The organism is Skermanella rosea (genome assembly GCF_016806835.2).
In the GTDB taxonomy this organism is placed as follows: domain Bacteria; phylum Pseudomonadota; class Alphaproteobacteria; order Azospirillales; family Azospirillaceae; genus Skermanella; species Skermanella rosea.
The window spans coordinates 5334658-5350169 of the sequence record NZ_CP086111.1; the positions used below are offsets into that span (position 1 = coordinate 5334658).

General features: G+C 70.2%; 10 protein-coding genes. 9 read left to right on the top strand and 1 reads right to left on the bottom strand.

The window, feature by feature from the left end; translation table 11 throughout:
* The first annotated feature begins 16 nt into the window (after positions 1–16).
* Complete coding sequence (locus JL101_RS24915) at positions 17–976, top strand: nucleoside hydrolase (RefSeq protein WP_203099710.1); 960 nt, start codon at positions 17–19, stop codon at positions 974–976.
* 9 nt (positions 977–985) lie between these two features.
* Here the strand turns inward: JL101_RS24915 and JL101_RS24920 are convergent, their stop codons facing one another.
* Positions 986–1834, bottom strand: a complete 849-nt coding sequence (locus JL101_RS24920; RefSeq protein WP_203099712.1) for an ABC transporter permease — start codon at positions 1832–1834, stop codon at positions 986–988.
* Positions 1835–2051: 217 nt separating this feature from the next.
* Between JL101_RS24920 and JL101_RS24925 the strand changes: the two genes are divergently transcribed.
* From JL101_RS24925 to JL101_RS24960, 8 genes are all read left to right on the top strand, one after another.
* Positions 2052–5096 (top strand): virulence factor SrfB, encoded by a 3045-nt coding sequence (locus JL101_RS24925; RefSeq protein WP_203099714.1) that lies wholly within the window; start codon positions 2052–2054, stop codon positions 5094–5096.
* 25 nt (positions 5097–5121) lie between these two features.
* Positions 5122–7830, top strand: a complete 2709-nt coding sequence (locus JL101_RS24930; RefSeq protein ID WP_203099716.1) for a virulence factor SrfC family protein — start codon at positions 5122–5124, stop codon at positions 7828–7830.
* A gap of 22 nt (positions 7831–7852) precedes the next feature.
* A complete protein-coding gene (locus tag JL101_RS24935; protein WP_203099718.1) occupies positions 7853–8926 on the top strand; it encodes a tetratricopeptide repeat protein in 1074 nt (357 codons plus the stop codon).
* Positions 8927–9003: 77 nt separating this feature from the next.
* A complete protein-coding gene (locus JL101_RS24940; RefSeq protein ID WP_203099720.1) occupies positions 9004–11106 on the top strand; it encodes a vWA domain-containing protein in 2103 nt (700 codons plus the stop codon).
* Complete coding sequence (locus tag JL101_RS24945) at positions 11103–11825, top strand: ABC transporter ATP-binding protein (RefSeq protein WP_203099722.1); 723 nt, start codon at positions 11103–11105, stop codon at positions 11823–11825. Before JL101_RS24940 ends, JL101_RS24945 begins: the two co-directional genes overlap by 4 nt.
* Entirely contained in the window at positions 11822–13060 is a 1239-nt protein-coding gene (locus JL101_RS24950) for an FtsX-like permease family protein (protein ID WP_203099724.1), read from the top strand. The genes JL101_RS24945 and JL101_RS24950 overlap by 4 nt, the downstream gene beginning before the upstream one ends.
* Positions 13061–13063: 3 nt before the next feature.
* Positions 13064–14650, top strand: coding sequence for a formylglycine-generating enzyme family protein (locus tag JL101_RS24955; protein ID WP_203099726.1), 1587 nt, complete (start codon positions 13064–13066; stop codon positions 14648–14650).
* A 127-nt stretch (positions 14651–14777) separates the two neighbouring features.
* Positions 14778–15509 carry a hypothetical protein gene (locus JL101_RS24960; protein ID WP_203099728.1) on the top strand — a complete coding sequence of 244 codons (732 nt, stop codon included), beginning with the start codon at positions 14778–14780 and terminating at the stop codon, positions 15507–15509.
* Positions 15510–15512 lie beyond the last annotated feature (3 nt).

Below are 15512 nucleotides of genomic sequence, written 5' to 3' on the forward strand. Positions count from 1 at the left end.
AGTGAAGAAGCCCACCATGACGCCCTCCCCGAAGACGCCTCGGCCGATCATCATCGATACAGATCCGGGGCAGGATGACGCGGTCGCCATCCTGCTCGCCCTCGCGGCACCCGAGGAACTCTCGATCCTGGGGATCACCGCGGTCGCCGGCAACGTGCCGCTGCCGCTGACGGAAAAGAACGTCCGGAAGATCTGCGAACTGGCGGGCCGGCCCGACATCCCCGTCTATGCCGGCTGCGCGCGTCCCATGGTGCGCCGGGGCGTCACGGCCGAGCATGTCCACGGCAGGACCGGCCTGGATGGCCCCGACCTGCCCGAGCCGACCATGGCCCTGCGGCCGGGACACGGCGTCGATTTCCTGGTCGAGACGCTGATGGCGGCGCACGACGCCTCGATCACGCTGTGCATGCTGGGTCCGCTGACCAACCTGGGCATGGCCCTGGTCAGGGAGCCGGCGATCGTCAACAAGATCCGCGAAGTCGTGCTGATGGGCGGCGGCTGGCGGGAAACCGGCAACATCACCCCGGCGGCCGAGTTCAACATCCATGTCGATCCCCACGCCGCGCACAACGTCTTCGCGTCGGGCGTGCCGATCACCATGATGCCGCTGGACGTGACTCACAAGGCCCTGACGACCCGCCAGCGGGTCGAGCGCTTCCGCGCGCTGGGCACGCCGGTGGGAACGGCCGTGGCCGACCTGCTGGGCTTCTTCGAACGCTTCGACGAGGGCAAGTACGGGACCGACGGCGCCCCCCTGCACGATCCCTGCGTGATCGCCTGGCTGCTGCGCCCCGATCTGTTCAAGGGACGCCGCGTCGCGGTCGAGATCGAGACCGAGTCGGAGCGCACCATGGGCATGACCGTGGTCGACTGGTGGGGCGTGACCGCCCGGCCGGCCAACGCCCTGGTCATAAACCAGATCGATGCCGACGGGTTCTTCGACCTTCTGACCGAACGCCTTTCCCGTTTCCGGTGATCCGAAGCGTCAGGCCGCCGCCAGGACCGTGTCGGCCTGGACCGCGCGTCGCGCGGCCGCCTCCTGGCGGGCGGCCTCGCGGCGGCGTGCCAGTTCGTAGGCGAAGGCCCCCAGGACGGTCAGGCCGATCATGATGACCGACAGCGCGTTGACCGCCGGCGTCAGGCCGGTGCGGACCTTCGACGCGATATAGACGGTCAGCGTGGTGTCCAGGCCGCGCACGAAGATGGTGGTGTTGTAGTTCTCGAAGCTCTGCAGGAAGGCGATGAAGGCGGCCGACAGGATCGCCGGCATCAGGTACGGCAGGGTTATGCGCCGGAACACCTGGAGATGGCTGGCCCCCAGGTCGAGCGCCGCCTCCTCCAGCGTCAGGTCGAACCGCTGGAGCCGGGCCATGAACAGCAGCATCGCATAGGCCGCGATGAAGCTGGACTGGGCGATCACGGTCAGGAAGATGCCGCCCTTGACGTCGAGCCAGCGGTCCCAGAACACCAGGGTCGAGATCCCGATGATCACGCCGGGCGTCAGCAGGGGCGAGACCATGACGGCGTAGAGCACCGTGCGCGCCCGGCTCCTCAGCCGGTACAGCAGCAGGGCCGCGGCCAGCCCGATCGGCACCGCCAGGGCGATCACTCCCAAGGCTATCACGAAACTTGTCCACAGGGCTGTCCACATGGCCCCGTCGTTCCACAGCACCTTGAACCAGTCGAGCGTGAAGCCCAGCCACGGCGCCACGGTCGGGAACCGGCTGGTGTTGAAAGTCGCGGCGGTCATGATGATCAGCGGCAGGAACAGATAGCCGAAGAACACCACGAGATAGAGCGTGACCAGGGCGGAGCGGATGCGGTCGGCGGTCATCAAACGGTCTCCTGTTGCGCTGTCCACATGTTTCCACACCCCGGTTGCCGGCGGCGCCCGGACGTTAATTCTTGGCTAACCAAAATATCGGCCGGACCTTCCCCGGCTTTACCAGATGTCGCGGCCGATGCCTATTATATTGCTTCCAGTACCTTGTTAAACCTTGCATAATCCGCCCCTGCGATGGCCTACCGGTCGACCCCAGGCGGAGTACAGAATGCCGTTGCCAGAACTTCCGCACTATCCGGATGTCGTCAGCCTCATCCCGAACAGCGGCGTTCAATTCCTGGATTTCGGTTTCAGCCTGATCGACGGCGACGGCAGGAAGAACCCGAAGGCGCCGACCGACTGGGGCTTCTACGATCCCCATCCCGACACCCGGACGGGCGCGCAGGAACTGCCGATCCTGCTGCGCCGCGGTGCCGACGACATCACGCCGGGTCGCGAGGACTACGCGATCGACGTCAAGCGGCTGCTCCAGTTCGTCGGGCGGACCTGGCTGCCGATCCCGCTGTTCCGGGAGGAGCCCGGCCGGTCCTTCCACCACGGCCCGGTCAACTGGTCCAGGGCCTACCTGGTGCAGCTCCCGGAGCGGGACAGGGCGGGCAACGAATACCGCCTGGTGGTGGCCCTGGATACCGGCCTGATGGAGGAATATGACGACGGCGGCTATCTCGCCCCGTCGCCCGACGACGCCCGGAACGGCCGCCGCTTCTCGCTCCCGGGCAGGACCGACTTCTATAATTTCCTGCTGTGCCAGCCCTGGCTCAAGGGGTGGCTGAACGAGCTGTTCAAGACCATGGTCGAGCAGGAGGAGAGCCGCCGCGCCAACCGGCGCGAGGTCACCCTGTCGCAGGAAGAGCTGGTGGACCGGATGAGCGGGCCGAACGAGCCGCTCGCCCGCTACATGGCCTTCGTCGACCTGCTGTACCAGCTGGACTTCCTGCCCAAGCTGCTGTTCAGCGACACGGTCACCGCCGCGAAGCAGGTCTTCGTCGACGTGGACATGGTGCTCGACCTGGGCAACTCCCGCACCTGCGGCCTGCTGGTGGAGGCGGAGCCGGACAGCCGGGGCGCCGACATCAACCGCGCCTTCCGGCTGGAGCTGCGCGACCTGTCCCAGCCGGAGCAGGTCTATGCCGACCCGTTCGACAGCCGGTTCGAGTTCGCGATCGCCCGGTTCGGCCTGAACCACCATTCCCACCGCAGCGGCCGGGCCGACGCCTTCTCCTGGTCCACCATCGTCCGCGTCGGGCCGGAGGCGGTCCGCATGGCCGGCTCTCGCCGGGGCAGCGAGGGGCGCACCGGCATGTCGAGCCCCAAGCGCTACCTGTGGGACGAGGAGCCGAGCCAGCAGTCCTGGCGCTTCAACGGCCAGACCCTGGACGACGAGATGGAAGGGTTCGCGGCCCAGGGCGTGTTCGCCGGCCTGGTCAACGACGCGGGCAAGCCGCTGCACCAGGTCAACCCGGGGGAGGACGACCTGCCGACCCTGCTGGCCCGCTATTCCCGGTCCAACCTGGTCAGCTTCGCCTTGGCGGAGATCCTGCTCCAGGCGCTGGTCATGATCAACGCGCCGGCCCAGCGGCTGCGCCGGCGCAACGCCGACCTGCCGCGCCGGCTGCGCCGCCTGATCCTGACCATGCCGACCGCCCTGTCGCTGGCGGAGCGCGAACTGCTCCGCGCCAGGGCGGAAGCCGCGCGCGACCTGCTCTACCTGTGCCTGGGCCGGGCCGAGCGGCAGTTCGGCGACGAGCCGGGCAAGCTGCACTGGATCGAGGGCTCGCCGCCCGAGATCATCCTGAAATGGGACGAGGCGAGCGCCACCCAGGTGGTCTATCTCTACAGCCAGATCGCGCTGGCCTTCTCCGGCGATGCCCGCGCCTTCATCCGCGCGGTCCGGGGCGGCGGATCCGGCCAGGGGGACGACGGAAGCAGCCTGCGAGTCGCCACGCTGGACATCGGCGGCGGCACCACCGACCTGGTGATCACCGCTCTCCGGGCGGACGGCCAGGGCAGCAACGTCACGATCTTTCCCCGGCAGCTGTTCCGCGAGAGCTTCTCGCTGGCCGGTGACGACATCGTCCAGCTCCTGGCGCGCGAGGTCGCGGTGACCGCGCTGTCCCGCACCGTCGAGCAGTCGATCGGGCGCGAACGCGCCGAGGCGCTGACCCAGGAGCTGTTCGGCGGCAACCGCGGCGACATGTCGGCGGAGGAGCAGCTTCGCCGCCAGCAGTTCGCCATGCAGATCGCCGCCCCGGTCGCGGTGGCGCTGCTGGGCGAGTACGAGGGGTACGACCCGATCAATCCGCCGCCGGTGGAGATCAGGAAGATCGGCGACTTCTTCCGGCCCGACGCCCCGCCGCCGCCGGGGCTGGTCCAGTCCCTGGAACGCACCGTCGCCGGGGCGGGCGCCACCGACTTCCGCCTGATGGAGGTGCCGATCCCGGTCGATCTGGTCGACGTGGATCGGATCGTCCGCAGCCTGACCGGCGACATGGTCCGCGCCCTGGCGGAGGTGGTCTGGCATTACCGGGCGGACGTGATGCTGCTGTCGGGCCGGCCGTCGCGGTTCCCCGCGATCAAGGACTCGATCCTTGAGACGGGCGCGCTCCCGGCCCACCGGGTGATCGCCATGCATGAGTTCCGAGTCGGCCAGTGGTACCCGTTCCGCAACCGGGAGGCCCGGATCTCCGATCCCAAGACCACCGCCGCCGTCGGCGGCATGATCTGCCTGTTGGCCGAGGGCCATCTGCACAATTTCAACTTCCGGAGCGACGACCTCTACGCCCGGTCGGTCGCCCGGTTCGTCGGCAAGGTCGAGGCCGGCAACTCCAACAACCGGCTCCAGGCCCAGGACGTCTATCTCTCGGACCTGGATTTCGAGACGATCGAGGACCTGCCGGAAGCGAAGTTCGAGTTCCGCGGGCCGCTCATGCTGGGCGTGCGCCAGTTCCCCAACCAGTGGTGGCCGGCAAGCCTGCTCTACATGATCGATTTCGCCGACGAGGAGGCCCGGTCCCGGGCGATGCGCCGGACGCCGCTGCGCGTGCAGCTGAAGCTGGAGAGCACGCGGCGCCCGCGCGGACGGCCGAACGAGCCGCAGGAAAAGGTGGTCAACGACCGCCTCGCCATCGGCGAGGTCGAGGATTCCGAGGGCAGCGTGCTGAGCGGCCGGCAGCAGCCGCTGCGCATGCGGCTCCAGACGCTGCGCAACCGCGACGGATACTGGCTTGACACCGGCATCCTGATCGACGTCTGAGATCGGGGCGCAGGGGAGCGTAGACATGAACGACCAGCAGATCCGCTTGAAGTCCGCCGCGGACCGCATCGCCGCCACCGCCCGCCGGAGCAGGGCCTGGGTGTCCGAGACCCGCGGCGCCTCCGTCTCGGTCGCCAACGAGGCCGACAGCCTGGTCACCGAGGCCCGCCGGGTCGAGAGCGTGGCGCGCAAGCTGTCGCGCGCGGCCGAGCGCCGCATGTGCGTCGGCGTCTACGGCGCCAGCCAGCAGGGCAAGTCCTACCTGGTCTCCGTCCTGGCGCGCCCGCCCGGCAAGGCCGGCCTGCTCGCCCGTTTCGGGGCGGACCGGTTGGACTTCATCACCGAGATCAACCCGTCCGGCGGCAAGGAATCGACCGGGCTGGTCACCCGCTTCACCGTGCATCCGCCCGAAGGCCCGACGGATCCGGACTTCCCCGTGGATGTCCGGCTGCTGACCGAGACCGACATCGTCAAGATCCTGTCCAACGCCTTCCAGAGCGACTTCGACCAGAACAACCTGAAGATCGAGCGCCCGCGCGGCGAGACGGTGCGCAAGCTTCTCGCCGCCTGCGAGAGCCTGCGGAAATCCCAGCCGGCCGCCCGCCACCTGGACGAGATCACGCTGTTCGACATCGGCGAGTATTTCGGCAAGAACTTCAGCAACCGCTGGCAGGAGCTTCAGCCCCTGGGCTATTGGGACCGGCTGGTCGAGCTCGCGCCGTTCCTGGACATCGCCGGCCGGGCCAAGCTGTTCAGCGTGCTGTGGGGCGGCATCGACGACCTGACCGAGCTGTACAAGACGCTGGTGGCGGCCCTGGACCGGCTGGGCCACGCACCAGACGCCGTGACGCAGCTCGCATCCCTCCAGCCCCGCAACACCAGCATCATCGACGTCGCGGCGCTGAAGCGCCTGGGCCAGCCGTCCGACGCCAAGGACCTGCTGCGCCTGCGCAGCCTGGCGGACGGCCGGCTGGGCGATCCGGTGGAGTTGCCGCGCGCCGTGGTGACGACCCTGGTGGCCGAACTGAGGATCACCATCGACGAGCTGCCCTGGCCGATGAACGCCCATACCGACCTGCTCGACTTCCCGGGCGCGCGGTCCCGCTACAAGCTGGCGGAGCTGCCCGAGCCGGGCGCCACCACGGGCGCGGACGAGCAAAGCCGCGAGGGCTTGGTGCTGGAGCTGCTGCTGCGCGGCAAGATCGCCTATCTGTTCCAGCGCTACTCGGAAGAGCGCGAGCTGACGGCCATGCTGCTGTGCATGGGCAACAAGCCGAACGAGGTCAAGGACTTAGGATTCCTGGTCCGGCACTGGATCGAGCTGACCCACGGCGCCACGCCGGAACAGCGCGCCCGCGTGACCACTTCCCTGTTCCTCGTCCTGACCATGATCGACCTGGAGTTCCAGGCCAAGGCCGGCGAGGACATCGACCAGAAATGGCAGATCCGGCTGCACACCTCGCTGCTGGAACCGTACAAGTACGATGGCTGGGTCGACAACTTCGACGGCAAGCCGTTCGACAACACGCTGCTGCTGCGCAATCCCAATTTCGACCAGGAATGGCTGGTCGAGTACCGTACCAGGCCCGGCTCGCACGAGCCGGAGCGACCGCTGGTCGAGGAGGCTCTGTCCCGCCGCAACGAGGCGCACCGCCGGAAACTGGAGGACAGCTTCTTCGCCTCCACCCAGGTCCAGCGCCATGTCCGCGACCCGAGGGCGGCCTGGGAGGCGATCCTGAAGCTGAACGACGGCGGCGTCACCCATATCGTGGACCGCCTGACCGGAGTGTCCGACCCGGCGCTGAAGGCGGCCCAGGTCGAGCAGCGCCTGCGCGAGAGCGTCGCCCAGCTCCAGAACTCCCTCAAGCGCTTCTACCACGGCGTGGACGAGGAGGCCCGGCGCGAGAAGGAGGAAGCGCTGAAAGCCCTGCGCAAGGCCCTGGTCGCCGCCTTCCAGCGCAAGCGGTTCCGCACATTCCCGCGCTTCCTGTCCCACCTGATGGTCGGCGAGCGCGACCTGCGCGAGATCGCGCTCAACGTCGCCATGATGAAGATCGAGGAGGCCGAGGAAGCGCCGCCCGACGACCTGGACATCTTCGGCAGCCCGGTGGCCGCCGCGGCCCCGGTCAGGGCCGCGCGGGACGACCGGCCCGCCCTGTTCGCCCGCGAGCTTCACCGGCACTGGGTCGCCCGGCTGCGCCACCTGCCGCAGGAGGAACAGCTGCTTCAGCATTTCGGGCTGGAGGCGCAGACCGTGGGCGACCTGGTGGACCAACTGGTGATCGCGGCCGATCGCGTCGGGATGATCGACAAGGTGGCGACGGCGATCCGCAGCGAGACCGCGCTCGCCGCCATGCGCTGGGACGAGATCGCCGACCGGCTGGTCACCATAGCGTCCAACGCCTTCAACGTCTTCGTCGCCGAGATGGGGTTCCACGACGTGGCCCTCGCGCAACGGCCGGGCGTTCCGGAAGGCTCCCCCGCGCCGAACCACAGGGTCTTCGAGCCGCCACCGCCTGTGACCGGCGCGCTTCCGGTTCTGGGCGACGAGCCGCTGCTTCTGGAACAGCGCTATTTCATCGACTGGGGCGTCGCCTTCCTCCAGGCGGGGCTCGCCAACCTGAGCTACGGCGGCGGCCGGGAGCTGGACGAGGCGCAGAACCGGGCGCTCGGCGACATCCTGTCGAACCTTTCCGTAGACCGCCTGCTCGCAGGCCCGACCCGGCCGGCATGACGGCGCCCGAGGACCTTGGATAATGGCCACAGAAGTCACCCAGCCGCCGGGCTCGGCCCCGGGCGCCGCCCTGATCTCCGTCAGCGGTCGGCAAGGCCTCGACCCGGAAAGCCTGCGGCTCGCGATCGCCCAGCCCAACGGGCAGAAATTCCTCCAGCAGTACGGGGCCGGCGACGCCTGGGGCTCGACCCGGACCTGGCTGAAGCCGGCCGGGGCGGAGCTGGACGGCGCCCTGCTCCGCATCCGGGTTGACGAGAGGCTGACCTGGAATCTCCAGGCCAACGTGACCTACCTGCTGGCGCTCGCTGATGCCGGCGGCGAGTCGCCGGGGGAGGAGCGGCTCCGCTGGAAGGCCATCCGCCTGCCGTCCGAAGCGCCTCCGCGAGCGGCCGAGCCCGAACCGGAGCCGGAACCGGTGGTTACGGCAACTGAACCCGAGCCCGAGCCGTTGCCCGCCCCGGAACTGAAGGCCCCGGAACGGCAACCGAAACCCGAACCGCACCGCCCCCGCTGGCTGGTGCCGGCGCTCGCGGCGCTGGTAGCCCTTGTCGCGGCGGGTGGCGGCGCGTGGTGGTTCCTGAACCGGGAAGAACCGGTGCCCCCGGTCGCGGAAAGTCCCGCCCCGCCGCCCGAGGCGCCTCCCGCTCCCGCCGCCCCGCTGACCACGGCGACGGCGACGGCGTTCCTGCGCACCAGCCCGGACCCGGCCGGCGCCCTGACGGAGGCGAAGCGCTACATGCAGGAAGGCTCCCGCGACGCGGTCCAGGGCGCTCTCCTGCTGTTCCGGCGCGCGGCCGACGGCGGCCAGCCCGAAGCGGCGACCGCGATCGGCGCCATGTACGACCCGGAGACCTTCTCCCCCGAGCGCAGCGCCGTTCCGGCCCCCGATGCCGAGAAGGCCCAGCTCTGGTACGAGAAAGCCGCCGACGCCAACGACGCCGAGGGATTATACCGCCTCGGTCGCCTGTTCATCAGCGGGCGCGTCGAGGGACCGGGGATCTCCCCGGAAGCCGGCGTCAGAACCCTCCAGCGCGCCGCCCAGCTCGGCCACCCCGAGGCGAAGGCGGAACTGGAAAAACTCGGACAGCCGCAATGAGCAACGACCATCGTCCCTCTGCCGGATCATCGGACGCCGCCATGGGCCATCGACGCCCCTCTTCATCATGGCCGGACTTGATCCGGCCATCCACGCGCGAACCTCGCCACGTCGGCTTGCGCGTGGATGCGCGGGTCGAGCCCGCGCATGACGAAAAGGAAATCGCTTGCCGCCATAAGACCTTCCTTGGCGCTCCCGCAACACGGCGGTCGCCCCTCGGCTGGCTCGCTGCGTCGGCGCTGGCGCTGGTCCTCGCCTCGCCCGCGGCGCTCGCCTGCTCGCCGGCCCCCTTGCTCCAGCCGGGCAAGACCCAGCTCCAGGAACGGGTGCTGACCCGGCCCGGCGGCAAGCTGACGCCCGACGGCGGGGCGGCGAAGCCGGTGCCGGGATTCAGCGTCCTCTATGTCTACGAGCGCAGCCCCGACGGCGCGCGGGTCCGGGTCGGCGCGAGCGCGGACTGCAAGCCGGAGGGCTGGATGCCGGCCGAGGCGGTGGTGCCCTGGCGGCACACGCTGGTCGGTGCCTTCGCCAACCGGACCGGGCGCGACCGCGTGCTGTTCTTCGGCGCGGAGGATGGGCTGCGAAGCCTGGTCGGCAGCCGCGACGCAGGTGCCCAGGCCGCCAAGCTGGCCGAGGCAGCCAAAACCGCCGGCCCCGGCCAGGGTGCGGCCGGCCCGCTGGTCTCGATCGAGCCGGAAACCCCGGTCGATATCAACAAGCAGTTCTACCTGCTGCCGATCCTGGAGGCGAAGACCCAGCGCTTCCCGACCGGCCGCCCGGTCCGCATGGTCAAGGTCGCGGCGGTGACCTCGCGCGACCAGGGAGCCCCGGCTCCAGCGGCGTCCGCCACCCCGGCACCGCCGCCCGCCCCCGCGATCCGGCAGAATTTCCGGACCGCCATCGTCTTCGTGATCGATGCCTCCAGCTCGATGCAACCCTATATCGACCGGACCCGCAAGGCGATCGAACGCATCTATGACGGCATCAAGGCGGCCCAGCTGCAGGAACAGGTCCGGTTCGGCCTGATCGGCTACCGCGACGATCCCAAGGCGGTCGCCGGCCTCGAATACCTGACCAAGGTGTTCGTCGATCCCAACAAGGTCGACACGCGGGAGGAATTCGACGCGGCCGCCGCCGGCCTCGCCGCTTCCAAGGTATCGACCCGCGCCTTCGCCGAGGACGGCTATGCCGGGGTCGACTCCGCGATCAACGCGATCGACTGGACCCCGTTCGGCGGGCGTTTCGTCGTGCTGATCACCGACGCCAGTTCCCGCGATCCCGGCAGCCTGTCGGCCACCGGGCTGGACGCCAGGGCGCTGTCGATCGCCCTGCTGGAGAAGAAGATCGCGACCATGGCGCTCCACCTGCTGACCGAGGAGGGCAGGAAGGACCATGCCAAGGGTGCGGCCCAGTACCGCGAGCTGACCACGTATCCCGGGCGGAAACCCCTTTATTACCCCGTGGAGGCCGGCGACGTCGGCCAGTTCGGCGCGCGGGTCGATACGCTGACCGACAGCCTCGTCACGCTGGTCCAGGCGGCCGAGGCCGGCGAGGGCCTGAACACGCCCCCTCCCCCGCCGCCCAAGGCGGCACCCGGAAAGCTAGCCGCCGATCCCCTGGCGGAGGACATCGCCGCGATCGGGCACGCCATGCGGCTGGCCTACCTGGGCAGCGTGAAGGGCACCGCGGCGCCACCGATGTTCGAGGCCTGGGCGGCGGACCGCGACTTCGCCAACGACACGGTGGCGAGCCTCGACGTCCGGGTCCTGCTGTCCAAATCGCAGCTGTCCGACCTCCAGGCGACCGTGGGCGCCCTGGCCGACGCCTATTCCAAGGGCCAGGTCGATCCCAGCGACCTGTTCAACCAGCTGCGCAGCGCCGCCGCGACCCTGAGCCGCGATCCGGCCAAGGTCGGCACCTCGGACAACCGGGCGCTCAACCAAGCCTTGTTGGGCGAGTATCTGGACGGCCTGCCCTACACCAGCCGGGTGATGGCGATCGACCAGGACGCCTGGCTCGGCATGAACCCGGGCGAGCAGCAGGCGCTGATCGACGATCTCCAGGTCAAGGCGCGGCTCTACCGGCGGTTCCACGACGACGTGAGCAATTGGGTCAGGCTGGCCGAGGGCGCCCCCCCGGAAGACGCGGTCTATCCCGTCCCGCTGACGGCGCTGCCGTGACCGGCGGGCCGCTGCTTCGTCTCGAAGGGGTCGAGCGCACCCACAGGGCCGCCGACGGCGGCTTCGCGCTGTCCGTGCCCCGGCTGGACGTGGCTGCCGGCGAGCGGGTGGTGGTCCTGGGACCGAGCGGGTCGGGCAAGAGCACGCTGCTCGACCTGCTGGCCTTCCTGGCGGCGCCGGACCGGGCCGAATCCTTCCTGTTCAGCCCGGACGGGCACAGCCACGACATAGCCGCGCTGTGGCGCCGGGGCGACCGCGCGGCGCTGACCCGGCTGCGCGCGGCCCACATGGGCTACGTGCTCCAGACCGGCGGGCTGCTGCCCTACCTGACCGTGCGCGAGAACCTGCTGCTGGCCCGCCGCCTGCTGGGGCTGGAGGTTCCCGGTCCGGCCGACCGGCTGGCCGAGGCAGTCGGGGTCGCCGACCTGCTCGGCCGCCGGCCGGCGCAGCTTTCGATCGGCCAGCGCCAGCGCGTCGCCGTGATCCGGGCGCTGGCCCACATGCCGCAGATGATCCTGGCGGACGAGCCGACGGCGGCGCTCGACGCCGGGCTGGGGGAAAGGGTGATCGATACGCTGGTGGCGGTCAGCGGCGCGGTGGGCGCGGCACTGGTCCTGGTCACCCACGACGAGGAACTGGCCGACCGTGCCCAGGGACGGATCGTCCGCTGCCTGGCCCGTCGCGGCGCCGACGCGCCCGGCAGCGTGGTGGCCGCATGATCACCTCCCGGATCGGCCAGATGTTCCGGCTGGTTGTCGCCGACCTGCGGCGGGACTGGGCCATGGCGGTATGCCAGGTCTTCGCGCTGGCCGCGGTGCTGACGCCCCTGCTGGTGCTGTTCGGCCTTCAGCAAGGGGTGCTCGGCCAGATGCTGCGCGACCTCCAGGCCAACCCCGCGATGCGCGAGATCGTCCCCCGGGTGACCGGGACCAACCGGTTCGACGCGGCCTGGCTGGACGCCGCCCGGCGCCGGGCCGACGTGGCCTTCGCCGTCGGCGACGCCCGCACCCTGGCGGCGGAGGTCGAGATGGTGCCCCTCGCCCGCCCGCAGGCCGAAGCCGTGCTGGGCGTGCTGGTGCCGACGCGACCGGGCGACCCGCTGGCGGCCTCGGCGGGGGAGCCCTGGGCCTCCGGGCTGGACCGGGTGGTGCTGTCGTTCGGCGCCGCGCGCGCGTTGGGCGCCGCCGCCGGCGAGCGGATCCAGCTCCTGGTGCCGCGCCGGCGCGACGGCACGGACGAGACACAGGCCCATGCGGTCACGGTGGCTTCCGTCCTGCCGCCCGACCGCATGGCCGAGACCCGGCGGGCCGTCCTGGTGGACGACAGGCTGGTCCTGCACGTCCAGCGCTACCGCGATGGTTTCGCGGTGCCCGAACTGGGCTGGCCGGGCGCCCCCGCCGGGACCGAACCCCAGCGCTTCGAGCGGTTCCGACTCTACGCCCGGACCATCGACGATGTGGCGCCGCTGACCGCCTGGCTGCGTTCCGGAGGTGTCGAGCCAGTCAGCCGGCTCGACGAGATCGCGCCCATCCAGGCGCTCAATGCCAACCTGAGCCTGATCCTGGCGGTCATCAGCGCCTTTGCCGCGGCCGGATCGATCGTGGCGCTGGCCGCGACCCAGTGGAGCGGAGTGGAGCGCAAGCGGCGCGAGCTGGCCCTGCTGACCCTGATCGGCTACGGCCGGGGCTGGCTGATCAGCCTGCCCCTCGCCCAGGCGCTGCTGCTGGCGGCGCTGGGATCGGCCCTGGCGGTCGGCCTGTTCGCGGCGGCCGCCGGGGTGATCAATGCCCGTTTCCCGGCGATCGGATCGGTCGCGGCCGGCGCCTGCCGGCTGTCTCCCGACCAGCTCCTGCTGGCCGCCGCCGTCACCTGCGTGCTTGCCATGGGGGCCGCCCTGCTGGCGGCGGCCCGCGTGACCCGGATCGAGCCGGCCGCCGCCCTGCGGGATACCTGAGCCATGAAGATGCGATCCTTCCCGTTCCGTCTCGCAGCCCTCCTTCTGGTAGCGGCGCTCTGGCCGGTCCCGGCGGATGCCGCCGGGACGCCCTGGCCGGAAGACCTCTACAACCCGGCCCCCGCGGCGGGCGACCTCGTCCTGCCGATGCCGTGCGGCGGCGCCATGGCGTTCCGGCCCGTCGTGGTCCCGGCGAAGGACCTGCTGGACGACCGCCGAATCACGGTCGGCGGAACGGAGGAGGCCGCCGGCTACAAGGAGAACCAGCGGGCGGACTTCATCGCCGGCGGCTTCAGCGATCCCAAGGAGAAGGGCAAGCGCACCTATTTCATCGGCAAGTACGAGGTCACCCGGCTTCAGCTCGCCTCGTTCGGCGGCACCTGCCCGGAGCCCGACGGCGAGTCGCGCCTGCCCGCCGTGTCGCTGACCTGGCGGGAGGCATCGGACTTCGCCGACGCCTATACGGTCTGGCTGCTGGCCAATGCCCGCAAGGACCTGCCCAAGGAGGCCGGGCAGGCGGGCTTCGTCCGGCTGCCGACCGAGACGGAGTGGGAATATGCCGCCCGGGGCGGCGCCCTGGTCTCCGAAGCCGACTTCGCGGCCCCCCTGTTCCCCATGACCGAGCCGCTCTCCGCCTACGTCTATTACGGTGGGGCCGAGTCGTCCAACAACGAGCTGCAATGGATCGGGCTGCTCCAGCCCAACCCGCTCGGCCTGCACGACGTCCTGGGCAACGCGTCGGAACTGACCGGCGAGTTGTTCCGGCTGAACCGGCTGTCCCGGCTGCACGGTCAGGCCGGCGGCTACGTGGTGCGGGGCGGCGACTACCTGACCGGTGCGGCATCGATCCGAAGTGCCGCGCGCGACGAGTTCCCGCCCTATGACGACCGCGGCCCGCGCCGGCAGAAGACCGTCGGCTTCCGCGTCGTCCTCGTGCCGCCGGTCCTGCCCTCGCCCGAGCGGGTGCGCGAGGTCCAGGCGGTTTGGGGCAAGCTGCCCGAGTCGGGAGGCGGCACCCTGTCCGAGCCGGTTCAGGACGACCCCCTGAAAGAGATCGAGACGCTCGCCGGCGCCGTCCAGGACCCGCAGGTCCGCCAGCGGCTGAAGGGCCTCGGCGCCGTGGTCGCCGCCAACATCAAGACCCGCAACGACCAGCGGGACCGGGCGGCGCGGGCCAGCCTGAACCTGGCGACCTGGCTCGCCGGGAACCTGCGGGTCGACACCCGGAAGATCCTCGGCCTGGAGGAAACGGCGGCGCTCGGCAACGAGGCGGTTCGGGCGCGGATTCCCAACGACATCGCGGCGCTGCGCGGCACCATCGGCTATTACAGGGACACGCTCCGATATCTGCTGAACGATTATCCCAGGACCGTCCGGGAGGAGCAGGCCCGGGTCCTGCGCCAGGAGCTGGAAGCCCGGCAGGCCGCCGGACAGGCCGTCCTGGTGGAGGCGGTCGCGCGGGACAGCGAGCGCTACCAGCGCGACGGCGATCTGCCGGCCGATCAGGTCGAACTCCAGCTCCGGCGGGAACTGTGCGCGGGAGAGGTCAGCAAGGCGTTCCCCAGCGCCTGCCGGCCATTCCGCCGATGATGGAAAACCGGGAAAACCTGCGTCCGATTCAAATGCATAGGACAGCCACATACCACCATGGTAAGTTCCCGCGGCCCGGCACACTATGCCTTATGGTAGTCTCGCGCCGGTGGACACAGAGGCTTGCATGAAGACCATCGTTCGGCTGATCGCGATCACACTTTCCCTGAGCCTGGCGCTTGGCGGCTGCGTCACCACCCAGGGTGCGGACGGCCAGGCCGTCTCCAGCAACTGCGAGGACCCGAGCCTGTCCGGAGCCGAAAGGCAGCTCTGCCAGGACAACAAGTCGTTCAACAACACGGTGCTGGGCGGCGCCCTGGCCGGCGGCGCGATCGGCGGCGGTGCTGCGGCGCTGGGCTGCCTGGCCGCAAAGGAGAACCCGCTGACCTGCGCGCTGATCGGCCTGACGGTCGGCGCGCTGATCGGGGCGGCGGACGGTTACGCCACCGCCAAGACCCAGGAGGCGTCCCGGCAGAACGTCCGCGCCATCGATCTGGTGACGGCGGACATCCGCCGCGACAACGAGAAGCTCGAATCGATGCTCCGCAGCAGCGAGGCCGTTTCCCGCGAGAACCGGACGCGGCTGGCCCAGGCCGAGCAGCAGCTGAGATCCGGCAGGATCACGCTGAAGCAGGCCCAGGCGGAGAAGGCCAAGGCCGAGGCGGGCAGGAAGCAGATCGAGGCCACGCTGACTTCCATGGAGGACGCGAGGAAGGCCTATGAGAGGACGCAGCAGCAGACCGGCCAGAGTTCCCCCGCCTTCGCCAGGGAAATGCAGGACATGGAAAAGCAGATCGCCCAGATGCGCCAGCAGCGCGACGCGCTGAATCAGGCTATCACCACGAGCCGGATCGGCTGAGGG